We start from the raw sequence: 22,934 nt of genomic DNA on the forward strand, positions 1-22,934 counted from the left end.
CGGACTCGCCGGCCGGTGATCAGCGCTGCACGTGTCGGACGAGGCGCAGGACCTTGGGTATCGGGAAGACGCCGATGAGCCGGTCGGGCTCGGCTTCGTGGATCTCGGTGACCTGGCGCATGAGCATCCGGATCGCGTGTTTGATCGGGACCGGGTGCAGCGGTCCCAGGTCGGCGTTGAGGACGAGAACGGCGTCCACCGGGCCCTCCTTCTCTCGTGGGCGGTGGTGCTTGGAGCCGCCGGCCGGAGTCGAACCGGCGACCTGCTGAGTGCCCCGAGCGGGATTCGAACCCGCACTGTGCGCAGTTTGAGTGCGCCGCCTCCTACCAGTTGGGCTACCGGGGCAGGCTTCCGCAGGTTGCGGCATCGTCCAGTGGGGGCAGTCGAGTTCCGGATCTGCAACCCCAGCGGCGACTTTTCCCGCTGGTCGAGTGTTGCTCCGGGAGCAGGAATCGAACCTGCGTTTGTACCGGGATCCAAAGTCCCGTCGCCCTTGCCAGCAGAGCACCCCGGAATGGTTGAGCGGTCGGCGGGCACCGACCCCGCTTCTTCGGTTTGGAAGACCGACGTGTCCGCCAAGTTCACCACGACCGCATGGCATTTCACTTGCGTAGGCCGTACGGGGCTCGAACCCGTAACCTCCTGGCTGAGAACCAGGTGAGCTGCCAGCTTGCTCCAACGGCCCATGGAGCCGGCGGGAATCGCGGTCGCGAGCCCACGATCGCCGCCAACGTGCCCTCCCCCGGAGCCCTCGGGGACTTCACTCCCGTGCGTTACCAGTTACGCCAGGAGGGCACGGATGCGTGGAGAAGAAGGGATTCGAACCCTCGACCTCCGGTCTGCCGAACCGGCGCTCTCCCAGCTGAGCTACAACCCCATGGTCCGGGACCGGGGTGTCGAACCCCGTGTCTCTCGCTCCCAAAGCGAGCGGGTCAGCCGTCTCCCTCGTCCCGGAGGTAATGCCCCCGGCCGGCCCCGCGCAGGCGCCGGCCGGGGTTTTGCTATGCCATCCACTGTGAAGTTGAGAATCTGCAACGCCGCCGGCCGCAGCCGGGACGAAAAGCAGGGGCGGCAGGACTCGAACCCGCGACCTTCGGTTTTGGAGACCGGTGCTCTACCAGTTGAGCTACGCCCCTATGAAGTTGTTCAGTAACGAGAAAGCCGCCCTGTCCCTGTCGGGGTGGGCGGCTTCGCAGCTTGCGCTGGCGCTATTCGCGCCGCCACCCCGGCTTCCAGTTCTGCTCACTCGCGCACAGATCGTGGGCTCGCGCAATCGAGGGCAGCACGTCACCGCCGCGCGGCATGAGCCGCGTGGTTTCGGTGTAGGCGTGCTGCAACACGGGGAACTCCTTGGGTTGGTCGGGACGGCCTTGCTCATTCAAGGTAAGCGTTGTGCCGATCGGATGGCAATGGATATTCCGACGGACCGGCTTCGAAGCCTGGCGGGCTGAGACGGTTCCCGGGTTGATGTTGCCCTGCCGTAGCGGTCGGCATGGTGGAGGCCGGCCGCACCTCAAGATCAGGTTCTGTCGCGATGACGGCGAGCTTCGATGTCGCGCAGCACATCCGGGTCCCATTGGCCGGCGTTCCAGTCCTCCCTGGTCGGAGTGGGCGACAGCGGCCACGCCGGGTCCTGCCTGGCGACCGGCGAGTAGTGTCCGGCGACGACTCTGTTGACGTGGGCGATCAGCCGCAGGACCCGCGTCCGGCTGTGCAGCACGCCCCCGATCAGTGCGGCGGCTCCGAGGGTGCGCAGGGCCGCTTGGCCGAACAGGACGGCAGGGGCGGTTCGGTCGGTGGCCAGCCAGGCGATGGCCGCGCTGCAGACGACGCAGGCGGGGAAGACGCGCGTGCCCCAGTGGCGGCTGTACGAGCGGCCGGATGAGCCGTGCGCCTCGGCGAGCTGGCGCGTGCCGCGTCCCCAGATCAGCCCGCTGACAGCCAGGCCGATGATGGCGACGAACAGGGTCAGATTGGCCAGGACGAAACCGACCGCTGCGCCGGTGCCGGACGGGGGCAGCGGCCGGGCCCGGGCGCTCGGGATGCTGCCGAGGACGGCCGCGACGATCGCGGCTAGCGCAAAGAGGATGGCGAACCCGACGACGAACCAGGTCGCGACGTCCCAACCTGCTGTCCGAGGCGCGGGCGGCGGTGTCGAGGACCGGCACGTGTGGCCTTGGCCGGGATGTTCGAGACTGGCGCCGCATTTCATGCAGTGCAAAGCGTTCTCCTGAGGGGCCAGGCCGAGCATCGGCGGAGTAGACGGCGAGAACCGCGCTCCGCTCGGCGGAGTCGAGCTCGGAGTCGTCGATGCGCTGCCAGTTCGCTTGCCGAGCGTCGCAGGCTTCGACGTCGGCCCACCGGCCGACAGTGTTGCCGATCAGCGGGCCTGGGCAAGCAGGACCTCGATCATCGTCTGAGGTTCGATGGTGGTTGGTCGGTCGCTGACCTGCCCGTCGCCGAGTTCGATGACTCGCCACACGCCGTCCGCGCGCAGAGCGAGGTCCACGGTGACGAAAGACAGGCCGAGCCCGCCGATCAACGGTGCGACCGTGGCCAGGTCGAGCTCGACCGGCGCCGAGTCGTTCGGGCTGTCGGGATGCGCTCCGATCAGAACGCACGCCCCGTCGATCCACCACGTGCGCACCTCGGTCGAGGCGAACCGCTCGAAGCGCCGCAGCACGAGCCCGCCCACGAAGTCGTCGTCACGCAGTTCCAGAAACCGCGACGCCACGCCCCACGCGGCCGCGCCGTCCTCAAGGTCGGGGATGAACGCGGCCGCGTCCCAGTAGTGCTTCATCGACTTGCTGTAGTCACGCAGCACCGCTGGTCCCGCGCCAAGCTCGGCACGCGCGCGGTCGAAGTCGGCCCGCTCGGAGCCCGTGGTCCACACCGATGGCGGGGTCACGGGAGCCAGAGCTGCATACCAGCCAGGCAGCTCATGCGCCCGCTGGTACTGCTCAGCACCAGTCCGCAACACCACACCACGCTCAGCGAGTGTCTCAGCGAACACGGCGTACTGCTCGCTACGTAGCATCCAGCCGCGGTACACAGCCGGACCGCTGCTAGAGACCGAGGCGACCGCGCGGCGCACGTCTCCGCCCCGCGCCAACGCGTCGTGGTCGACCACCGCCACATCCATCCCGGCAGCACGTGCAGCCCGCGCCTCCGCGGCGAAGTGCTCGTCCGGGTGGCGCGGCCGAAGAGGGTCCGCGGGAACCAACAAGATCACGTCTGCATCATGCCCCACGCGGCCGTCCGACCTCGACCTGTTATCGCGGCCCGCCGCCCGGTCCCGGCACGAGCGGGCGTGACGCGGTCAGCGTTCGCCCCGAGCGTGGCGTCCAGGCCAGGGCGGGGGTCGAGTACGCGTCCATGTCCCTACGACTCTCGCGTGCGGTTACGGCGGTGGTGGACGAGCAGCGTGACCGCGCAGAGCACCGCCACCAGGCCGAACGTCGAGCTGATCCACGGGTTGTCCGCTGCGGTCGACAGCACCACGTTGGCCGCCGCGCTGATGAAGAGCACCAGCCACAGCAGCGGGCGTAGCAGGCCGCCCGGCTTCTTTGGTGCGGCGACCGGGGCCTCGGTGATGCGGTACGGATCGGTCATGACTGCCTCCTTGAGCGAGCGTTCCTCGATGCCGTCAACGCTAGGCGCGGGGTGTGGCGGGGACGATCCCGCCAGCTCGACGACAGTGGTACAGCAGGCTGTACCTTCCGCGCCGAGCGTTGCCGGGCGCGGCCCGTGGTGGCCTATGTTGGCGGGGGAGGTGGGTCGATGGCGTACGTGCGAGGCCGGGTTCGCGCCTCGGTCGACGCTCTGGAGCACCTGGTCGGAGGACTGGGCACCGCCACGCTGGCGCTGGGCGCGCTGCTCTGGGCGGTGATCGTGGCGGTGACCTGCCTGCTCGGGGTGGGGCTGCTGGCGGCGCCCGGTGCGTTACGGGCGGTGCGCTGGGTGAGCGACCGCGAGCGGGCCCGGCTGTCCCGCTGGGGCGAGCCGATCCCCACGCCGGGGCCGGTGCCGGTCGGGTTGCGGACGGCGGCACGCGATCCTTTCGTACGCCGGGAGCTGGGCTGGGTCGGGCTTTCCTCGCTCATCGGCCTGGCGACCGGGGTTGTCGGCCTCGCGCTGCCCCTCTCTGCCGTGCAGTACGTCACGTTCCCCCTGTGGTACCAGCTGATCCCTGCCGACGCCGGCGCGCCGGGGATCGTCTGGTGGCGCATCGACGGATTGTCCGAGGCACTCGCGGTCGGGTTGCTCGGGGTCGGCTCGCTGGCCGCCGCGATCTGGTTCAGCCCGGTCCTGGCCCGTCTCCAGGCATGGCCGGGCCGGTTGCTGCTGCCTCCGCCGCCGGGTGTCGACCTGTCGCTGCGGGTGGCCGAGCTGACCGCCACCCGCGCTGCGGCGCTCGACGCCCACGCTGTCGAACTGCGCCGGATCGAGCGGTCGCTGCACGACGGCACCCAGAACCGGTTGGTCGCGGTCAACGTGTTGCTGGGTGCCGCGCGGCGGGCCGTGCGCCGCAATCCGGACCGCGCCGACGAGATCCTCGGGCAGGCGCAGGACGCCGCGGAACAGGCACTCGGAGAGCTGCGTACGGTGGTGCGCGGGATCCTGCCGCCCGTGCTGGACGACAGGGGTCTCGCCGGCGCGCTGGCGGGCCTGGCCGGCAGCTGCGTGGTGCCCTGCCGACTTGAGGTGGACGTGGCTGTGCGGTGCGCGGCCTCGGTCGAGGCCACCGCGTACTTCGTGGTGGCCGAGGCGCTGACCAACGTCGTCCGGCACAGCGGTGCGAGCCGGGTGGACGTGGCCGTGCGCCGCGAGCGCGGTCGGCTGCTGGTGTGCATTGAGGACGACGGGCACGGCGACGCGGACGAGACACGTGGCTCAGGGCTCACCGGTATCCGCCGGCGGGTCGAGGCGTACGACGGCCGGATGACGCTGACGAGCCCACCGGGAGGGCCGACGAGAATGGACGTGGAGCTGCCATGCGGATCGTGATCGCCGAGGACGACCCGCTGCTGCGTGAGGGGTTGGCTCTGCTGCTGCGGGCGGAGGATCTGGACGTGGTCGCCACGGCCGGCACTCCGGGCGAGTTCCTGGTCGCCGTCGACGAACATGCGCCGGACGTCGCGATCGTGGACGTACGGATGCCGCCGACCCACACCGACGAGGGCATCGTGGCCGCGGTGGAAGCCCGGCGGCGCCGCCCCGGCCTCGCGGTGCTGGTCCTGTCGGCGTACGTGGAGCAGGCGTTCGCCACCGACCTGTTCTCGGTCGGCGCGGTCGGGCTCGGTTACCTGTTGAAGGAGCGGGTGGGCCGGGTCGAGGAGTTCCTCGCCGCGCTGCACCGCGTCGCGAACGGCGGCAGCGTGATCGACCCGGAGGTGGTGGCGCAGTTGCTCGCCCGCAACCGCCGAACGGACACGGCGCTGAGCGAGCTGTCGCCGCGTGAGCGTGAGGTGCTGGGGCTGATGGCCGAAGGGCTCGGTAACAGCGCGATCGCCGAGCGGTTGTTCGTGACCGACGGCGCGGTGCACAAGCACATCCGCAGCATCTTCTCGAAGCTTCAGCTTCCACCGGACGACCAGGCCGACCGCCGGGTCACCGCGGTGCTGCGCTACCTCGACGGCGGTCGGCGGTAGCGCCTGCTGTACCCGGACCTGGCAGCCCGCGGGATGGTCGCCGTTCTCGCACGTCAATAGCGTTTCTGGTGCGCGCAGTTCTTGCCGATGACACGGAAAGAGGCCACCAGAATGCCGGACTATCCGGGACAGACGATCGAACCGGCGGTACGCGTCGAACGACTCACCCGCGTGTACGGTGCCGGCCGTAACCAGGTGACTGCGCTTGCGGGCATCGATGTCGGCTTCGACCGGGGCACCTTCACCGCGGTGATGGGGCCCTCGGGCTCCGGCAAGAGCACTCTGCTGCAGACCGCGGCCGGGCTCGACCGGCCCACCTCCGGTCGGGTGGTCATCGGCGGCACCGAACTGTCAGGGCTGTCCGAGACCCGCCTGACCGAGCTGCGTCGTACACGGATCGGGTTTGTCTTCCAGGCCTTCAACCTGATCGGTGCGCTCACCGTCGAGGAGAACATCGTGCTGCCCCTGCGCCTGGCCGGCGTCCGACCGGACCGTGCCTGGCTGACCCAGGTGGTCGAGCGGGTCGGCCTCGCCGACCGACTGCACCACCGGCCGGCCGCGCTCTCCGGTGGCCAGCAGCAGCGGGTGGCGATCGCCCGGGCGCTGGCCACCCGCCCCGAGGTGATCTTCTGTGACGAGCCCACCGGCGCCCTCGACTCGCGGACCGCGGCGGAGGTGCTGACGCTGCTTCGCGCTGTCGTGGACGAACACGGGCTGACGGTGGTGATGGTGACCCACGATCCGATCGCCGCGTCGTACGCGGACCGCGTGCTCGTGTTGGCCGACGGTGCGATCGTCGCCGATCTTCCGCAGCTCGGAGCCGCCCGTATCGCCGAGCACCTGGCATCGCTGGATCGGCGGGTCCTCCGATGATCGGGCTCGCCGCCCGCCTGCTGCGGCACCGGGCCGGCCCCGCCGCCGCGACCCTGCTGGCCCTGATCGTCGGCGTGCTGATCCTGGTAGCGATGGGCACCCTCGTCGAGTCCGGGCTGCGGTTCCGCCCGGAGCCACGGCTCTGGGCGGCGGCCGACGTGGTCGTCGCCAATCGCACGGTCAGCCACACGTTCAGGGAGTTCGACGGCGAAACCACCACGAGCACCGTCATGCTGCCCGAGGGCGGCACGGTGGACGCGGCGCTGGTGGACCGGATCCGCCAGGTGCCGGGCGTCGCGGCCGTCACCGGCGACGAAGGGGTGCCGATCGGCTCGCCCGCTGCGACGGGACACGGCTGGGACACGTACGCCTTCACCGGTCGTCCCATCGCCGCGGGCGCCGCGCCACGGGCCGACGACGAAGTGCTGGTCGACACCCGTCTCGGCGTGGCGCCGGGCGACCGCATCGACCTGGTCGTCGGCGGGGTCGGCCGGTCGTACCGGGTGAGCGGAACCGCCGAGACCGGTTCGGCGGCGGTGTTCTTCACCGACGCGCAGGCCGCCCGGTTGTCCGCCCACCCGGGCCGGGTGGATGCGATCGGCGTGCGGATGGTGCCCGGCGCCGACGTCGGCGCCGTACGCGAGATCGCATCGGCGGCCGGCGCCACGACGTACGGCGGGAAAGACCGTGGGAACGTCGAGCAGTCGGAGAACCAGGCCGCCCAGACGTTGCTGGTCAGCGCCGGATCGGCCTTCGGGGGGTACGTCGTCCTGCTGATCGTCTTCGTGGTGGCCGGCACCATCGGGCTGTCCGTCCGGCACCGTCGACGTGACCTGGCGTTACTGCGCGCGGTTGCGGCGACGCCGGGGCAGGTGCGCCGCATGCTGATCGCCGAGGCCGCGCTGCTCGCCCTGATCGGCTCTGCGATCGGCGGCCCGGCCGGCCTGCTGGCGGCCCGCTGGGTGCACGGCGAGCTGGTCGGGCGGGGGTTCGTGCCGGAAAGCTTCCCGATGGTCGGCGGCCTGTTCGCGGTGCCGGCCGCGATCGGTACGGCGGTCCTCGTGGCGGTGCTCGCCGCGTTGGTCGCCGCACGCCGGGTGACCGGGATCAAGCCGATCGAGGCGCTCGGCGAGATCGCTGTCGAGCCTCGGCGTAGCGGCCGGGTGCGGCTGATCGCCGGCGTGCTGACGCTGGCGGCGGCCGGCACCTCCGGGGCGTTCACGCTCGGCGCCGCGGGGTCGACCGGGGCACTGGCCGGCGCGGTCGGCATGCTGTACCTGTTCGTCATCGCGGTGGCGCTGCTCGCACCGAGGATCAACGCGTACGCGGCACGCCTGCTCACACCGTTGTTGCCGCGGATGTGGCGGGTCAGCGGCTATCTGGCTGCGGCCAATCTGCGGGCCAACGCGCAGGGCATGGCGACCGTCCTGACCGCCCTCGTGCTGTCCGTGGGGTTCGGCGGCTCGGTCTGGTTCCTGCAGACCAACCTGGAACGGCAGACCACCACGCAGAGCAGCGCGGGCACGCTCGCCGAGCGGGTGCTTGTCGCTCCGGGTGGGTTGCCGGCGGACGCGGCGCGGGAGATCCGCGAGTTAGCCGGGGTGCAGGCGGCCACCGGTGTGCACCGTACGCAGGTGGTGGTGCGGGCGCTCGACGGAATCGAGCCGGTCAGCGCGCAGTCGGTCGACCCGGCGGGCATCACGACGACGATGGACCTCGCCGTGCGCGAGGGCAACCTGGCCGACCTGCGCGCCGGCACTGTCGCCCTGTCCGCGACGCAGGCGTCCTCGTCCGGCTGGGACGTCGGCGATCAGGCGAAACTCTGGCTGGGCGACGGCACCCCTGTCACGTTGGACGTCATCGCGGTCTACGACCGTGGCCTCGGATTCGGCGACGTCACGCTGGCCGCCGAGACGGTCGCCGGGCACACGGCCGGGAATACCAACGACGAGATCCTGGTCAGCGCCGGCCCGGAGGCCGACACCGCATTGGCCACCTGGTCGGCTGGGCGACCAGGCACCCAGGTTCTCGACGCCGCCACCCGTACGCGCCTGATCAGCACCGACCTGGCGCTCGGTGCCTGGCTGAACCGGCTGCTGATCGGCGTGATGGTGGGGTACGCGGCGCTGGCGGCAGCCACCACGATGGTGATGGCCGCGCTGGCCCGCCGACGCGAGTTGGCGTTGCTGCAACTGGTCGGGGTCACCCGGCGTCAGATTCGACGGATGGTCCAGGCCGAACAGGCCGGGCTCCTCGGCAGCGCGGTGCTGATCGGCGCGACGATCGCGGCGCTGACCCTGAGCGCGATCGTCAACGGACTGACCGGCAGCCCGATCCCGTACGTCCCGCCGCTCGGTTGGGTGGCGGTGCTCGGCGGCACCACACTGCTGGCGTTGGCAACCACTGTGTGGCCCGTCCGCCGGCTGCTCAGCGCTCCTCCGATCGACAACATCGGTGTGAAGGAGTAGACGTCGCGGCTCGAACATGGACGACCGTGCCGGCTCCGCGTACATCGCTGAGGCGGCACGGTCGGCTCTGGCTGACGCCGGCGCCCGTCCAGGGACCGTCAGCCCCAGGCGCGCCCGACCTGCTCCCACGGCACCGGCCATGACCAGCCGCCTCACGGACGCTGCGCCCAATCAGGGCAGATGCGGACGCACGGACCGGCGGCTGGATCCGTCCTCATTCGATCAGCTAAGTTGTGCAGCCATGACTACCGGGACGGCATCGCGCCACGCACAGGTTGGTGACCCGGTGCCCTTCTGAGCGCCGTACGGGCCGGTACCGGCCCGCTCATGGATCGAGAATCCTGCGCTTCCGCGCGGGCTCCACCTCCGTCGTGTTGACCAAGGCTCGAGACCTCAACGACGACAGGAGAAGTCATGCCCACCAAGACCCTGCACATCCCCACTGCGGACGGCCAGGCCGACGCGTTCGCCGCGCTCCCCGACGCTGGCGGGCGACGCCCAGCAGTGCTGATGTACCCGGACGGCTTCGGCATCCGGCCCGCGCTTCGGCAGATGGCCTGTGAACTGGCCGAGCACGGATACTACGTGCTCGTCCCCAACGTCTTCTATCGACACGGCCCCGCACCCGTGATCGAGCTTCCCGAACACATCGGAGACGAAGCCCGGTCGGCGATTTTCGCCCAACTCATGCCCATGATTGAGACGCACACCGCCGAACGGACCCTGAGCGACGCCGACGCCTATCTCAGGTTCCTCACCACCCAACCCGAGGTCAGTACCGGACCGGTCGCGGTGACCGGCTACTGCATAGGTGGCCTCATGGCGGTACGCACCGCTGCGGCCCACCCCGGCCAGGTGGCTGCTGTTGCCGGATTCCACGCTCCCGTAGGCGCCGACGGCCCGGACGTCCTCTCCAAGCTCACCGCTCAGCTCCACTTCGGTCACGCCGAGGGCGACATAACCCCTGGGGCCCTCGAGGAGCTCAACGAGATTCTGAATGCCTCGGGCGTCAGCTACACCTCCGAGATCTATCCCGGCACCATCCATGGCTTCACCATGTCCGACACCGACGCATTCAACCCGGCCGCGCTGCAACGCCACTGGGACCGCCTGTTGTTCCTGCTCGGCAACACCCTGCCCACCAGCTGATCGTTGAGTTGTTCTGGGGTCAGGCTGCCCGAGTCGGCGGGCTGGCCCCAGCAACGTTGTCGTTCGCTGCAGATGCAAAGAGGCTCACCACCCACCTCGAACCGGCGCCTCGAACGATCGGCGGCAGATCCGGATGGTCGGTGACGACAACCGGGGCTCCAGATCAGCAGCCGAGCCGCTTGCTCGACAGGGCGATGTCGTCAATCCAGAGGTCGAACTCCCCCGGTGTCGTGCCGCCCTGGTAAAGCTGCCAGCCGATCTTCACCGTGTCGACAGTCGGCAGGACGAAGGGAACATCGTTGCCGCCGTGGTCACTCGTGGAGGCCGTCAGCTCCGGGTTCGCCACGCCATCGATCCACACCGCGACGTGGTTGTCCGCGGCGTCCATCTCCCACTCGAAGCACTGCCAGGTGTCCTCAGCGACCGGGGCGGACTCCCGCCAGTTGGTCCAGTCGCCGGTCGGACCGCCGTCGGCGCCGACCCCCCAGAAGGTTCCGGGGACCGTGGGCGCGTACTGGCCACCGACTGGACGGACGACCTCCGCGCTGCCGGTGCCGGTTGCTTCCACCAGCGTGAAGTGCGCCCAGTCCGGGGCCGTGGGGAAGGCGTCGACGCGCAGACGCATCCGTCCGTAGAAGCGGTTGCCCGGCGCGGCGAAGTCGTCGACGCGCAGGAAGGCGCGTCCGTTGTCAACAGTGTGGATGTGCAGAACCTGGTTGCCACGACGGGCACGTTCGACGGTGAGCGTGCCGTGGCGGGTGTCGACGCCCCAGTTCAACGTGCTGGGCCCCCCGGGAGGCAGTCGCTCGAAGTCCTCACAGAAGAGCAGGCCACTGCGGCACGGGGGCGGAGAGGCCCCCCATGCTCCGGCCGGAACGCTGCCGACGGCGGCACCGAGAATCAGGGCGGCGCTGAACACCGCGAGAAAACTGCGCATCGTCATCCTCCAAGACGGCGGGTGCCCCACCACAGGGGCCGGGCCAGCAGGAACACCGCCGCGACAACCCCTGCTGCATCGATGTCCGTCATTATATGTGATGGGGTTGGCTTCGGTCGGCCGGCAGTGGATTCCCACCGGGGGCCGGCAAGCGTCCGGTCGACCATCGTGGACCGGATCCGACCGGCCGCGACGGCACCCGGGCCCGGAGCAGGTGAGTCCGGGCCTGCCCGGCACCCGTCGCCCACTGTCACGACGCGCCTCGCATCCAGCTCCAGACCCAGCGCTCCTCGGCCCAGTAACTGACCCCACCCGTTCGACCGGGGCTGGTAGCGTCCGCGGAACATGAAGATCATGGGGGAAACATCGATGAACCGAACTCGACTCGTCCTGACTGGCTTGGCCGTTGCGGCGGCGATCGCAGTGTCCGGCTGCGATCCGCAGCCCGAATCTGGGGGCACCGCAACCTCGCCGTCCCCGGCGGCCTCGAGCGCCGCCCCGACCGGCGGTGCGGCCACCACCGCGGCCAGCACCGCCGCCAACGGCGCTGCCACAGTGAAGGCCTGCGCCGACATCAAGAAGGACATCAAGGACAACGCAGCCAAGGTCACCAAGGCTGAAAAGATCGGCCCGCCAGCCGGGCACTTCGCGGTCAGTGCCCAGTGGGCCGCCGGCTCGGTCGCGATCCTGGCGCACGCGATGGGTGCCAACGAGGCAGTCACCGCCGCCTCCGAGAAAATCCAGAACGAGATGATGGGCCTGAGCGACGCGTACAACAAGTCCGCCGACGCCAAGCCCAGCAAGAAGGCCCTGGAAGCCGCCATCAAGGAGCTGGACACCGCCTGCTCGGCCGCCTGACCGGTTCGACCACGCAATCGGCGGTGACCGTCACCCGCACGGTCACCACCGATTCGTGGACCGATCCTCGGCTACGGCCCCATCGAGACGGAACGGCTGCCTGAGGGACTCCGGCTGCTCGCCCGCTGCTTCTCGGCTGGGACGGGGGGCGGGCGGTCAGGTTCGGCGGTGTGGGATCCGTTTGACAATGCGGGCTCGGACGGCCCGGATTGTCACCGCCTACGCCGGCTCGCGCACACCGCCGTCGTCGTCGTCGCCGCCGTCATCCGGCATCGGTTCGACAGGGGCCTGCGGCAGTTCGTCGGGTGTGTCCGGCAGCAGTTCGCCGGCGTCGTCCGGTGCGGGTTCACGCGGGTCGATGGGCGGATACTGTTCGGGGTCGAGGTCCGGTCCAGTCATCCAGCGAGTATCCGTCACATGCGGGGCTGCCGCTCGTGGGACCGAAGGGCCACGCCCCGCCGAACGTCGGACATGCGAGGCCGGACACACTCGTGTCAACCTGTGGGGCCGCCACCGGCGGTGCTGATGACCGCCATCATGACCAGGGTGCGCTGCCGCCGCCGGGTCAGCAGCGCGAAGCAGGCGGTGAGCGCCACGAGATCCAGCTCGGCCCACTCGCCGGTGACGTCGACGCGGATCGGCCCGCCCGCCCGGCCGGGGAGGCGCACCGCGAGCCGATGCCCGTCGCGGACCAGCTCACCGCCGCAGCGACCGGGCGCCCAGCGCGTCACGCCGCCCGGCCCCGGCACGTGTGACCGGCTCGGGTCGAGCCGCACCGCGGCGCCGTGCTCGGCCCGCGTTGTGACCCCGATGCGCCGACGGTCGGTCGGCTCGACCGTCCAGAGGCCCGCGGCGGTTCGGATCTCGCCGCATCGCCAGGTCCAGCCGGTGGTACGCAGCCAGGCGCGCGGCCCGGCACCGGAGTCGAGGACGAAGGCGCCACGCTGCTTGCGTACGGTCAGCGCGGTCATCGGTCCAGCCCTTTCCGGCGCGGCCGGGGCAGGCCGAGGATGAGGACGACGCCGACGCTCAGGTGCAGCAGCGCGAGCGCCGCCTTCGCTCCCCCGCCGACGCCGCTCGGCGGCCCCACCAGCAGTGACAGCAGCAGGACCGCGACCGCGATCGAGGTCCACCAGACGCGCGCCCGGTTGGTGAGGTGTTCCAGCACCGCGAGTATCGCCCAGCCGAGCAGTGCCGCGACGGCGGCGGCCACCACGACCGCGGCCAACGTGATCTGCCGGGTCGCCTCCGGGGTGCCGGCCGCCAGGTCGACGCCGGCCGCCGAGTGCAGGATCGCGAACTCCGCCGTCGCCACCAGGATCGCACCGGCCGCCACCACGGCTCGACGCAGGAAGAGGTTGTTCGTCATGCCCCGAGTCTGTGGACCGGCCCGGGTGGGCACGTCGGTCCCGACGCCGCGGCGCGTACACCCGTCGGCGACGCCGCGTACTACCAAAGGAGGTGGCCCTGCCCTCCGCGAGCCCATTAGCCTGCGCTGGTGGATGCGGCGACGTGCGACGTGGACCCGCCGCGGACGTGGCGTTCCGTCCCGGTGGGAGCGGCGACCGTGGCGATGGGCGTGCTCATCGCGACCGTGCTGTGGTCCGCCACCCGCTCCGGGCCGACCGCACTGGTCCGCGCCGATGTCGCGCTGGCGGTGGCCGCCCTGGCCCTCGTCCCGGTGGTCGTCCGCCGCCCGGAGGTCGCTGGCGTACTGGCGGGCCTGCTGGTGGCACTGTCGCCGGTGGCCACCCCGGTGGCGAGCTTCGCGGTGCTGTTCACCGCCCGCAACCGGCCGTTCCGGCAGGCCGTGGTGGTGGCGGCGGTCGGCGTGGCGGGCGAGGCGGTGCAGGCGGTGTGGCGGCCGATACCCAGCCTGCCGTACGGGTGGCGGCTGGTGCTGATGACGGCCGCGTACGCTGCCCTGCTGGGCTGGGGCACCTGGGCGCAGGCTCGACATGCCCTGCTGGCGGCACTGCGGGACCGGGCCTGGCGGGCGGAGCAGGAGCAGGAGCGCCGGGTCGTCGAGGCCCGGGCGGCCGAGCGCAGCCGGATCGCGCGGGAGATGCACGACGTGCTGGCCCACCGGCTGTCGCTGCTGGCAGCGGCCGCCGGCGCGATGGAGTACCGGCCGGACGCGCCACCCGAGCGGCTCAGCGCCGCCGCCGGGGTGATCCGCGCCAGCGCGCACCACGCCCTCGACGAGCTGCGCGAGGTCATTACGCTGCTGCGCAGTGACGACGCCGAGGCGCCGGGGGACACACCGCCCGGTCAGACCCTCGCCGATCTGCCGCGCCTGGTCGAGGAGGCCCGGGCCGCCGGGCAGCACATCGAGGTCGACGACCCCCTCGGCCCGCCGGTCGAGGTCCCCCCGACGGTCGGCCGCACCGCCTACCGGATCGCGCAGGAGGGGCTGACCAACGCCCGCAAGCACGCCGCCGGGCAGCCGGTCCGACTCGCCCTCGGCGGGGCGCCCGACTCCGGCCTGAGCATCACGGTGAGCAACCCGACCACACCCGACAGCGGTGCCACCGGGCACGACGGCGCGGGCTTGATCGGTCTCGCCGAACGGGCCGCCCTCACCGGTGGCCGCGTCACCCACCACATCGACGCCTCGGGTCGGTTCCACCTCACCGCATGGCTGCCGTGGTCGAGGTGACGGGCCTGGTCCGGGTCGTCATCGTCGACGACGACCCTCTGGTACGGGGAATGCTGACGATGATGCTCGACGGCGCTGACGGGATCGTCGTCGTGGGCGAGGCCGCCGACGGCGCTGCGGCGATCACCGCGGTGGACCGGCACATGCCCGACGTGGTGCTGATGGACATCCGGATGCCCGGCGTCAACGGCATCACCGCCACCGAACGCCTGCGCCGCCGCCCCCGGCCGCCAGAGATCATCGTGCTCACCACGTTCGACACCGACGAGCATGTGGTGCGGGCGCTACGGGCCGGGGCCAGCGGCTTCCTACTCAAGGACACCCCGCCGGAGCAGATCAGCCAGGCTGTCCGCGCCGTCGCCGCCGGCAGTCCGATGCTGTCGCCGGGCGTCACGCGCCGTCTCATGCAGCGGGTCGCGTCCGGCGCCGAGTCCTACGAGCACGCGCGTGGCCGGCTGGCCCTGCTCACGCCCCGGGAACGTGACGTCGTACGGGCCATCGCGCAGGGACGCTCCAACGCCGAGATCGCCACCGAGCTGCTGATGAACGTGACCACAGTGAAGGCCCACGTCTCGCACATCCTGACCAAGCTGGACCTCGACAACCGCACCCAGATCGCCCTGCTCGCCCATGACGGCCGGCTCGCTTGAGCAGGAGGTCAGGCCACTGCGCGGACGCGGTCGGGCGCGATGGTGAGCAGAATCCGCGTCTGGTCCCGGCCCATTCGCGCGATCGCTGAACCCGACCCCATGATCAGAGTGGCGGTTGACCTGCGGTTGCGCTGACCTGGTCCGGCAGTTCCGGGCCAGACGCCCGGTCGCCGCCGTCTCGCAGCCGGATGGAATGCCATGCCGCGCGTACGTGGCTGCGCATGACCGACTCCGCCCAGTCGGGGTCGGGCGCGGCCAGGGCCGCCACCAGTTCGTGATGGTGAGCCAGGCTACGGCGCAGCGCGTCCGGGCTGTAGCGGGAGAAGGTACGCCAAACGAGCGGCATCTGGATCACCGATGAGACAACGCCGGCCAGTCGGCTGTTGTCGGACGCTTCAAGGATCATCCGGTGGAACCGGTTGTTCAGCTCGGTGAGCTCGTCCACATCGGTCGGTCGCCCGTCTGGCGCCACCTCGTCCATCCGGTGGGCCAGCGCGTCGAGCGCGTCCACGTCGATGGTGCCCGTGGTCGCCGCCAGTCGACAGCCCCACGGCTCGAGCACGGCCCGCAGGCTGAAGATTTCGTCGAGATCGTGGATGCTCCACGCCTGGACCTGCACGCCACGGTTGCGTTCGTGGCGGACCAGTCCCTCCGCGGTCAGCCGTCTGAGCGCCTCCCGGACGGGCGTGCGACTCACCCCGAACGACTCGGCCAACTCGCCCTCGCGGAGCCACGCGCCGGCCGACCGTTGCCCGGACAGGATCTGTTCCCGGATCAGCCGATAGGCGTCGTCGGCGGCGTGGCCGTTGTCGGCCTCCCGCGGTGGCGTGTGGTCGCTCATGATGCTCGGCACCGTAGCAACACGGCAGGTTGTATGCAATCTTCCTGCAGGGCATTGACACCGGAGGAGCACGGGCCTACTTTCCCAGCACAACCTGCCGTAACGACAGTCACAGACCTGTGAATTGCATGCAAAGACACGTTGATTGAGGGGCTCATGAGCACTCCACTGCCGCTTGACGACATCCGGGTGATCGAGCTCGGGCAGCTGCTGGCGGGGCCGTTCTGCGGTCAACTCCTGGGTGACTTCGGCGCCGAGGTGATCAAGGTCGAGGACCCGGGTCAGGGCGACCCCATGCGGCAGTGGGGGCGCGAGAAGCCGTACGGCAAGTCGCTCTGGTGGCCGGTGGTGGCGCGGAACAAGAAGTCCGTGACCGCGAACCTGCGGGCCGAGGAGGGGCAGGATCTGGTACGCCAGCTCATCGCGCGGGCGGACGTGTTGATCGAGAACTTCCGGCCCGGCACGTTGGAGCGCTGGGGGTTGGCCCCGGAGCGGCTGTGGGAGATCAACCCCGGCCTGATCGTCACCCGCGTGACCGGCTTCGGGCAGACGGGCCCGTACTCGTCACGCGCCGGATACGGATCGGTCGGCGAGGCGATGGGCGGAATTCGGTACGTGACCGGCGACCCCGATCGCCCTCCGGCCCGGGCCGGCGTCTCTCTGGGAGATTCGCTGGCGGCAACGTTCGCCTGCCTGGGCACCCTGGTGGCGCTGCACCAGCGCGGACGCACCGGTCGAGGCCAGGTGGTGGACTCCGCCATCTACGAGGCCGTGCTGGCGATGATGGAGTCGCTCATCCCCGAGTACCAGATCGCCGGCTACCAGCGGGAGCGGACCGGAACGACCCTTCCGAACGTGTCCCCGAGCAACGTCTACCCGACGGCCGACGGCGAGATGGTGCTGATCGCGGCGAACCAGGACACGGTTTTCCGCCGGCTCGCCGAGGCGATGGGACGGGTGGAGCTGGCCACCGACGAGAAGTACGCCACCCACGGCGCCCGAGGCCGGTGGATGGAGCAGCTGGACGGCCTGGTCGCCGAATGGAGCTCGACGCTGGCGGCCGACGACCTGCTCGAACGGCTGCACGCCCAGGGCGTTCCGGCAGGCCGCATCTTCAGGGCCCGGGACATGCTCGAGGACCCGCACTTCGCCTCGCGGGAGGCGATCGTCCGGCTGACCCACCCCGGTCTCGGGGAGTTCGCCATGCACAACGTCGTACCCAAGCTCTCTGACAGCCCGGGCCGGGTCCGGCACGTCGGCCCCGAGCTCGGTGAACACAACGAGGACATCTATCGCGACCTGCTGGGGCTCGGCGACGACGCGATGGCGTCGCTGCGTTCTGCCGGCGTCATCTGAGGAGGAACCATGACCTACCGACTCGGTGTGGACGTGGGGGGAACGTTCACCGACATCCTGCTGATCGACGAGGCGACCGGAGAGACCTACCGGGCCAAGACCTCCTCCACGCCCGAGGACCAGTCCATCGGGGTGCTGCGTGGCATCGAGCGGGCCTGCGAGGCCGCCGGCGTGCCCATGTCGGACATCACTGAGGTGTTCCACGGCACCACTGTCGCCACGAACGCGATCCTCGAAGGCAAGGGCGCCCGGGTTGGGCTGGTCACCACCGACGGCTTCCGGCAGGTGCTCCAGATCGCCCGTTCCTTCGTGCCAGGTGGCCTGGCCGGCTGGATCATCTGGCCGAAGCCGGAGCCACTGGCGGCGCTGGAGGACACCGTGGAGGTCGTCGGCAGGATCGGCGCCGACGGCGCGGTGGTGACCGAACTCGACCAGGCTGACGTCCGAACGAAGCTGCGCAAGCTCCGCGCGCAGGGCATCGAGGCGTTGAGCATCAGCCTGATCAACTCTTACGCCAACCCGCAGCACGAGCGCCGGGTGGCCGAGCTGTCCGCAGAGGAGCTTCCGGGCGTACCTGTGTCGCTGTCGTCCTCGGTGTTGCCGGAGCTTCGCGAGTACGAGCGGACCATCACCACCGTCGCGAACGCGGCCGTGCAGCCGCAGGTGGCGCGCTACGTGGCCAACCTCGAGGCGCAGCTGCGCGAGTCCGGAGTGGACGGCCGGCTGTGCATCCTGCGCAGCGACGGTGGTCTGGTCTCCGCGGCCGTCGCCGCGGACAACCCGGTGAACCTGCTGCTGTCCGGCCCTGCCGGCGGGGTTACCGGCGCGACCTGGGTGGCGGAGCAGGCCGGCTACCCGGACTTCCTGACCTTCGACATGGGCGGCACCTCCACCGACGTCGCCCTGGTTCAGGGGCTCACGCCGCGGGTGGGCCGGGAGACCACGGTCGGGGACCTCAAGGTCCGCGCCACCTCCGTCGACGTACGAACCGTGGGTGCCGGTGGCGGATCCATCGCCCACGTACCGCCGTTGACCCAGGCGCTCCGGGTAGGGCCGCAGTCGGCCGGCGCCGCACCCGGTCCTGCCGCGTACGCGGCGGGCGGTGAGCAACCGACGGTGACCGACGCGAACGTGGTGCTCGGCTACCTGCCCACCGAACTGGCTGGTGGCGAGATCACGCTGGACCGTGCGGCGGCACGAGCGGCGGTGAAGTCCATCGCCGACGCCACCGGGTTGGAGTCGGTCGAGGCCGCCGCCGCGGGCATCATCGACATCGTCAACGAGAACATGTTCGGGGCGTTGCGGCTGGTGTCGGTGCAGCAGGGCTTCGACCCGCGCGACTACGCACTGGTGGCCTTCGGTGGCGCCGGCCCGTTGCACGCCAACGCTCTCGGCAGACTGACCGGGGCCTGGCCGGTGATCATTCCGCCGTCGCCGGGAGTGCTGTGCGCCTACGGCGACGCGACGACCAATCTGCGCGACGAGTCAGTACGGACGTTGGTGCGCCGCTTCAACGAGATGACCGACGAGAGCCTTCGCGGGGTGCTCGCCGAACTCGCGGACAAGGCGTGCTCCACGCTCAGCGATCAGGGCGTCCCCCAGGATGAGCAGCACGTCGTCTACTCCGCCGACCTGCGCTACCACGGACAGGGTTTCGAGATCCCGGTGGCAGTCGACATCGACGCCTTCGACGGGGCCGGCGGTGGGCTGGTCGCCCTGCGGTCGGCGTTCGACGCCGATCACCAGCGGCTGTTCTCCTTCGTTCTCGATGCCGAACACGAGCTGGTGACCGTCCGGGCCACCGCTCACGGTCCCCGGCCCCAGGTCGCCGCGCCCGAGCTGGAGCACGGTGACGCGGACCCGAGCCCCGCGATGCGGGCCCACCACCGCATCTGGGTCGAGGGCGCGGAAGTGGAAGCCGGCATCTACGACCGGGCCCTGCTGCGAGCGGGCAACGTCGTACCCGGTCCGGCGATCATCACCGAGATGGACTCCACCACCCTCGTGCTGCCCGGGCACACGGCTGCGGTGCACCCGAGCGGCAGCCTCCTCATCCGCCCCGCCGACACCCACCGGGAGAACTGACCATGGCACGCCTCATCGAGACCGCTACCGGAACGCTTCGCTCCGTGGATGTCGACCTGGTCACCATCGACCTGATCGAGAACGGGCTGCGCAACGCCCGCTACGAGATGGACGAGGTGCTCTTCCGGACCGCGCTGTCGCCGGGGATCCGTGAACAGCACGACGAGTTTCCGCTGATCGCCAACCCGGACGGCAAAATGATGGTGGGACAATTCGGGCTGTCCATCCCCGACTTCCTGGAAAACTTCGACGGCGACATCGAGGAGGGCGACGTCCTGCTGACGTCGGACCCCTACTCCTGTGGTGCGGCGATCAGCCACGCCAACGACTGGCTCGTGGTGCTGCCCATCTTCTTCGAGGGCCGCATCGTGGGTTGGGCGGCGATGTTCGGGCACATGTCCGACGTCGGCGGCAAGACACCGGCGTCGATGCCGACCGATGCCCGCACCATCTTCGAGGAGGGCGTGGTCATCCCGCCCTTCAAGCTGTACCGCAAGGGCGTGCTCGCCGAGGACCCCCTGCGGATCATCCTCAACCAGGTGCGGAAGCCCGACTGGAACCGCGCTGACCTCAACGGCATCGTCGCGGCGTGCCGGACCGCTTCCCGTCGGGTCCAGGAGATGTGCGCCCGGTTCGGGGTGGACACCTACAACTCCGCGCTCGACCAGCTCCTGGACCGCAACTACCGGGCGATGAAGGTCCTGCTCGGAGCGGTCTTCAAGGAGGGCGAGACGCTGTCGTTCACCGACTACATCTGCGACGACGGCCTCGGCTACGGCCCCTACGAGCTCAAGCTCAGCCTGACCCGCACCGGTGACAAGGTGCTGCTGGACTTCACCGGCAGCAGCCCGCAGGCGCAGGGTCCGATCAACTACTACATCAACGAGAACCTCGTCCGGATGTTCTTCGGCATCTACATGATCACCGTCGCCGACCCGCAGATCCTCTGGAACGACGGCTTCTACCCGCTGGTCGACGTCACGATCCCCGACGACTCGTTCTGGAAGCCCAAGTATCCTGCCGCCCTCAACGCGCGTAACCACGGGATCGGTCGCGTCTTCGACCTGTTCGGCGGCCTGCTCGGTCAGACGAACCCCGGGCTGCTCAACGCGGCCGGCTTCTCGTCATCGCCGCACTTCATGTATTCGGGCACCTACGGGCCGGGTGAGCGCAAGGGCGAGTGGTTCCAGCTGTACTCGATCGGATTCGGTGGGGTTCCCGGCCGGCCGGTGGGCGACGGCCCGGACGGCCACTCGCTGTGGCCGTCGTTCGTCAACATCCCGTGCGAGTACCTGGAGTCCTACTACCCGCTGCGGATCGAACGCTGGGAGACCATCGCGGACACGGGTGGCGCCGGGCTCCATCGCGGCGGGAACGGCGTCGACGTGGCCTACCGGTTCCTGGAGGCCGGCACGATCGCGATCCACGACGACCGCTGGCTCACCTATCCGTGGGGGGTCAACGGTGGCGAGCCCGGTGCGCGCGGCCGCAAGTGGCTCGAACGCGCCGACGGCGGCACCGAGATCCTGGGCAGCAAGGTGCACGACGTGCCAGTAGCTCCCGGGGACGTGCTGCACTTCGTCACCTGGGGTGGCGGCGGGTGGGGCGACCCGCTCGCCCGCGACCCGGAACTCGTCGGCCTCGAGGTCCGCCGGGGCCTGGTCAGCCCCACGGGGGCCCGCCGCTTCGGAGTGGTCTGCGACGAGGCCGGCACCGTCGACGTGGCGGCCACCGAGGAGGTACGGGCCGAGCTGCGCCAGGGACGTCCGGACCCACTGCCCACGTTCGACATGGGACCGCCGATGGAAACCATCCTGGACCGGTGCCTGGAGGAGACCGGTCTTCCTGCTCCTCGGCCACCTGTCGCCCGATGAGCCCCGTGCCGGACAGCAGCGACGACGGATTCGGGGGCGCGCTCCTGCCCGGCGCCCGTCCCGCGGTGCTCGTCATCGACCTGATGCGGGCCTACTTCGACCCGGCCAGCCCACTGTGCCTGCCGTCCGCGGACTGCCTGCAGTCGGCTGGCCGGGTCATCGCCGCAGCCCGCGACCACCGGGTTCCGGTGCTGCACACCCGCGTCGCGTACGGACCCGGCGGTGTCGACGGAGGCCTGTTCGTCCGGAAGGTCACCGCCCTTCAGCAGCTCTTCTCCGGCGGTGGCGCGATGGGTGAGCTGATGCCGCAGGTCTCCCCCGCCGAGGATGAACTGGTGCTGGTCAAGCAGTACGCCAGCGCCTTCTTCGGCACGTCGCTGGCCTCCACCCTGCGGGCGGAGCGCATCGACACCGTCGTGCTGGTCGGCGTGAGCACGAGCGGTTGTGTCCGTGCCACCGCGGTGGACGCGATCCAGCACGGCCTCGTCCCGCTGGTGGTCTCCGAAGCGGTGGCGGACCGCGCCCCCGGCCCGCACGAGGCGAGCCTGTACGACCTGCAAGCCAAGTACGCCGAGGTGATCAGCGAGGCCAGGGCCGTCGCGTACCTGTCGGAGGAGCGATGACAGTCATGGTCGACATCGTCGAGGTCTCGCCCCGTGACGGCCTGCAGAACGAGGCGACGCTACTCACCACCGCCGACAAGGTGGAACTCACCGAGCGGGCGGTACGCGCGGGAGCCCGGCGAGTGGAGGTGACCAGCTTCGTCAACCCCGCCCGCGTTCCGCAGATGGCGGACGCGGACGAGCTGATGGCCGCGCTCCCCCGCCACGACGGCGTCCGATACGCGGGCCTGGTGATGAACCGCCGCGGCCTGGACCGAGCTCTGGCCGCGGGGGTCGACGAGATCAACGTCGTCGTCGTGGCCACGGACACCTTCTGCGGCCGCAACCAGGGCATGACCACCGCCCAAGCCTGTGACACGGCCGCGGTGCTGGTGCAGGCGGCTCGCGAGGCAGGGGTGTTCACGACGGTGACAGTGGGTGCCTCGTTCGGATGCCCGTTCGAAGGCGAGGTCCCGCCGAACCGGCTGCGGGAGGTGCTCGCCCGGGTGCGGGACGTGGGTCCGGACGAACTGGCCCTCGCCGACACCATCGGAGTGGCCGTACCCTCCGACGTCACCGAACGGCTGACGCTCGCCCGGGAGATCACGCAGTCCCGCACACCGCTGCGGCTGCACCTGCACGACACCCGGCACACCGGCGTGGCCAACGCGGTCGCGGCAGTCCAGGCGGGCGTCACCACCCTCGACGCCAGCATCGGCGGAACAGGCGGTTGCCCGTTCGCACCGGCGGCGACCGGAAACGTCGCCACCGAGGATCTCGTCTACCTCTTCGACCGGATGGGGCGGCCCACCGGTCTGAATCTGGAGGAACTCACCTCGGCCGTCTCCTGGCTGCAACGGAGACTCGGGAAGCAACTCCCCGGCGCTCTGCTCCGGGCGGGCGGTTTTCCCGCCTGAGCCCGGCCGCTGGA

Annotated in this window: 22 protein-coding genes, 7 tRNA genes and 1 pseudogene; 13 read left to right on the forward strand and 17 right to left on the reverse strand. The window is 70.5% G+C overall.

Annotation, left to right across the window (positions count from 1 at the left end):
* Positions 1-28: 28 nt before the first annotated feature.
* The 12 genes and pseudogenes from FBZ33_RS19050 to FBZ33_RS19090 all read right to left on the reverse strand — a co-directional run.
* Positions 29-199 (reverse strand): annotated as a pseudogene (locus FBZ33_RS19050) (HNH endonuclease); the annotation flags it as partial.
* 71 nt (positions 200-270) lie between these two features.
* Positions 271-345: transfer RNA gene (locus FBZ33_RS19055), tRNA-Leu, on the reverse strand.
* Positions 346-437: 92 nt separating this feature from the next.
* Positions 438-514, reverse strand: a tRNA-Gln gene (locus tag FBZ33_RS19060).
* A 7-nt stretch (positions 515-521) separates the two neighbouring features.
* A tRNA-Gly gene (locus FBZ33_RS32805) sits at positions 522-594 on the reverse strand.
* Between the two features lie 17 nt (positions 595-611).
* A tRNA-Glu gene (locus FBZ33_RS19065) sits at positions 612-685 on the reverse strand.
* A gap of 119 nt (positions 686-804) precedes the next feature.
* Positions 805-877, reverse strand: a tRNA-Ala gene (locus FBZ33_RS19070).
* Position 878: 1 nt separating this feature from the next.
* Positions 879-954, reverse strand: a tRNA-Pro gene (locus tag FBZ33_RS32810).
* Between the two features lie 109 nt (positions 955-1,063).
* Positions 1,064-1,136: transfer RNA gene (locus FBZ33_RS19075), tRNA-Trp, on the reverse strand.
* Positions 1,137-1,208: 72 nt separating this feature from the next.
* On the reverse strand, positions 1,209-1,340 hold the full coding sequence (locus tag FBZ33_RS33430) for a hypothetical protein (protein ID WP_255508955.1): 132 nt from the start codon (positions 1,338-1,340) through the stop codon (positions 1,209-1,211).
* Positions 1,341-1,519: 179 nt separating this feature from the next.
* Positions 1,520-2,251: a hypothetical protein gene (locus FBZ33_RS19080; protein WP_247671698.1), complete on the reverse strand. Its 732-nt coding sequence runs from the start codon at positions 2,249-2,251 to the stop codon at positions 1,520-1,522.
* 129 nt (positions 2,252-2,380) lie between these two features.
* On the reverse strand, positions 2,381-3,130 hold the full coding sequence (locus FBZ33_RS19085) for an ATP-grasp domain-containing protein (protein WP_255508956.1): 750 nt from the start codon (positions 3,128-3,130) through the stop codon (positions 2,381-2,383).
* A 251-nt stretch (positions 3,131-3,381) separates the two neighbouring features.
* Positions 3,382-3,612, reverse strand: coding sequence for a hypothetical protein (locus FBZ33_RS19090; RefSeq protein WP_141910109.1), 231 nt, complete (start codon positions 3,610-3,612; stop codon positions 3,382-3,384).
* A 168-nt stretch (positions 3,613-3,780) separates the two neighbouring features.
* Here FBZ33_RS19090 and FBZ33_RS19095 point away from each other — a divergent pair, with 168 nt between their 5' ends.
* The 5 genes from FBZ33_RS19095 to FBZ33_RS19115 all read left to right on the forward strand — a co-directional run bounded on the left by FBZ33_RS19095 (position 3,781) and on the right by FBZ33_RS19115 (position 10,141).
* Positions 3,781-5,007, forward strand: a complete 1,227-nt coding sequence (locus tag FBZ33_RS19095) for a sensor histidine kinase (protein ID WP_141910110.1) — start codon at positions 3,781-3,783, stop codon at positions 5,005-5,007.
* A complete protein-coding gene (locus tag FBZ33_RS19100; protein WP_099855124.1) occupies positions 4,995-5,651 on the forward strand; it encodes a response regulator transcription factor in 657 nt (218 codons plus the stop codon). Before FBZ33_RS19095 ends, FBZ33_RS19100 begins: the two co-directional genes overlap by 13 nt.
* Before the next feature lie 111 nt (positions 5,652-5,762).
* Positions 5,763-6,524 (forward strand): ABC transporter ATP-binding protein, encoded by a 762-nt coding sequence (locus FBZ33_RS19105; protein ID WP_141912795.1) that lies wholly within the window; start codon positions 5,763-5,765, stop codon positions 6,522-6,524.
* Entirely contained in the window at positions 6,521-8,992 is a 2,472-nt protein-coding gene (locus FBZ33_RS19110; RefSeq protein ID WP_141910111.1) for an FtsX-like permease family protein, read from the forward strand. The genes FBZ33_RS19105 and FBZ33_RS19110 overlap by 4 nt, the downstream gene beginning before the upstream one ends.
* Before the next feature lie 414 nt (positions 8,993-9,406).
* A complete protein-coding gene (locus FBZ33_RS19115; protein ID WP_141910112.1) occupies positions 9,407-10,141 on the forward strand; it encodes a dienelactone hydrolase family protein in 735 nt (244 codons plus the stop codon).
* 163 nt (positions 10,142-10,304) lie between these two features.
* On the opposite strand, the gene FBZ33_RS19120 is transcribed toward FBZ33_RS19115, so the two are convergent.
* Positions 10,305-11,078: a hypothetical protein gene (locus tag FBZ33_RS19120; protein ID WP_141910113.1), complete on the reverse strand. Its 774-nt coding sequence runs from the start codon at positions 11,076-11,078 to the stop codon at positions 10,305-10,307.
* A gap of 345 nt (positions 11,079-11,423) precedes the next feature.
* On the opposite strand from FBZ33_RS19120, the gene FBZ33_RS19125 reads away from it, so the two are divergent.
* Positions 11,424-11,936, forward strand: a complete 513-nt coding sequence (locus FBZ33_RS19125; RefSeq protein WP_141910114.1) for a hypothetical protein — start codon at positions 11,424-11,426, stop codon at positions 11,934-11,936.
* 219 nt (positions 11,937-12,155) lie between these two features.
* Here FBZ33_RS19125 and FBZ33_RS19130 read toward each other — a convergent pair whose 3' ends face one another.
* The 3 genes from FBZ33_RS19130 to FBZ33_RS19140 all read right to left on the reverse strand — a co-directional run bounded on the left by FBZ33_RS19130 (position 12,156) and on the right by FBZ33_RS19140 (position 13,305).
* Positions 12,156-12,335: a hypothetical protein gene (locus tag FBZ33_RS19130; RefSeq protein WP_141910115.1), complete on the reverse strand. Its 180-nt coding sequence runs from the start codon at positions 12,333-12,335 to the stop codon at positions 12,156-12,158.
* A gap of 95 nt (positions 12,336-12,430) precedes the next feature.
* On the reverse strand, positions 12,431-12,907 hold the full coding sequence (locus tag FBZ33_RS19135) for a hypothetical protein (protein ID WP_141910116.1): 477 nt from the start codon (positions 12,905-12,907) through the stop codon (positions 12,431-12,433).
* Complete coding sequence (locus FBZ33_RS19140) at positions 12,904-13,305, reverse strand: DUF6069 family protein (RefSeq protein ID WP_141910117.1); 402 nt, start codon at positions 13,303-13,305, stop codon at positions 12,904-12,906. Before FBZ33_RS19140 ends, FBZ33_RS19135 begins: the two co-directional genes overlap by 4 nt.
* Before the next feature lie 129 nt (positions 13,306-13,434).
* Between FBZ33_RS19140 and FBZ33_RS19145 the strand changes: the two genes are divergently transcribed.
* Positions 13,435-14,595, forward strand: a complete 1,161-nt coding sequence (locus FBZ33_RS19145; protein ID WP_221629486.1) for a sensor histidine kinase — start codon at positions 13,435-13,437, stop codon at positions 14,593-14,595.
* The gene (locus FBZ33_RS19150) at positions 14,574-15,245 is read left to right on the forward strand and encodes a response regulator transcription factor (protein ID WP_099855143.1); all 672 of its coding nucleotides are present in this window, start codon (positions 14,574-14,576) and stop codon (positions 15,243-15,245) included. The genes FBZ33_RS19145 and FBZ33_RS19150 overlap by 22 nt, the downstream gene beginning before the upstream one ends.
* A gap of 103 nt (positions 15,246-15,348) precedes the next feature.
* Here FBZ33_RS19150 and FBZ33_RS19155 read toward each other — a convergent pair whose 3' ends face one another.
* Positions 15,349-16,086 (reverse strand): GntR family transcriptional regulator, encoded by a 738-nt coding sequence (locus tag FBZ33_RS19155; RefSeq protein WP_141910118.1) that lies wholly within the window; start codon positions 16,084-16,086, stop codon positions 15,349-15,351.
* Positions 16,087-16,242: 156 nt separating this feature from the next.
* Here FBZ33_RS19155 and FBZ33_RS19160 point away from each other — a divergent pair, with 156 nt between their 5' ends.
* Genes FBZ33_RS19160 through FBZ33_RS19180 form a run of 5 tightly spaced genes read left to right on the forward strand, consistent with a single transcriptional unit; the run spans position 16,243 to position 22,920 of the window.
* Positions 16,243-17,442 (forward strand): CaiB/BaiF CoA-transferase family protein, encoded by a 1,200-nt coding sequence (locus tag FBZ33_RS19160; protein ID WP_141910119.1) that lies wholly within the window; start codon positions 16,243-16,245, stop codon positions 17,440-17,442.
* Between the two features lie 9 nt (positions 17,443-17,451).
* On the forward strand, positions 17,452-19,527 hold the full coding sequence (locus tag FBZ33_RS19165; RefSeq protein ID WP_141910120.1) for a hydantoinase/oxoprolinase family protein: 2,076 nt from the start codon (positions 17,452-17,454) through the stop codon (positions 19,525-19,527).
* A gap of 44 nt (positions 19,528-19,571) precedes the next feature.
* Positions 19,572-21,401, forward strand: coding sequence for a hydantoinase B/oxoprolinase family protein (locus FBZ33_RS19170; protein ID WP_255508957.1), 1,830 nt, complete (start codon positions 19,572-19,574; stop codon positions 21,399-21,401).
* Positions 21,398-22,024, forward strand: a complete 627-nt coding sequence (locus FBZ33_RS19175; RefSeq protein ID WP_141910122.1) for an isochorismatase family protein — start codon at positions 21,398-21,400, stop codon at positions 22,022-22,024. The genes FBZ33_RS19170 and FBZ33_RS19175 overlap by 4 nt, the downstream gene beginning before the upstream one ends.
* The gene (locus FBZ33_RS19180) at positions 22,021-22,920 is read left to right on the forward strand and encodes a hydroxymethylglutaryl-CoA lyase (RefSeq protein ID WP_088949055.1); all 900 of its coding nucleotides are present in this window, start codon (positions 22,021-22,023) and stop codon (positions 22,918-22,920) included. Before FBZ33_RS19175 ends, FBZ33_RS19180 begins: the two co-directional genes overlap by 4 nt.
* Positions 22,921-22,934 lie beyond the last annotated feature (14 nt).

The sequence above is a fragment of the Micromonospora sp. A202 genome (genome assembly GCF_006715105.1).
Lineage (GTDB): Bacteria > Actinomycetota > Actinomycetes > Mycobacteriales > Micromonosporaceae > Micromonospora > Micromonospora zamorensis.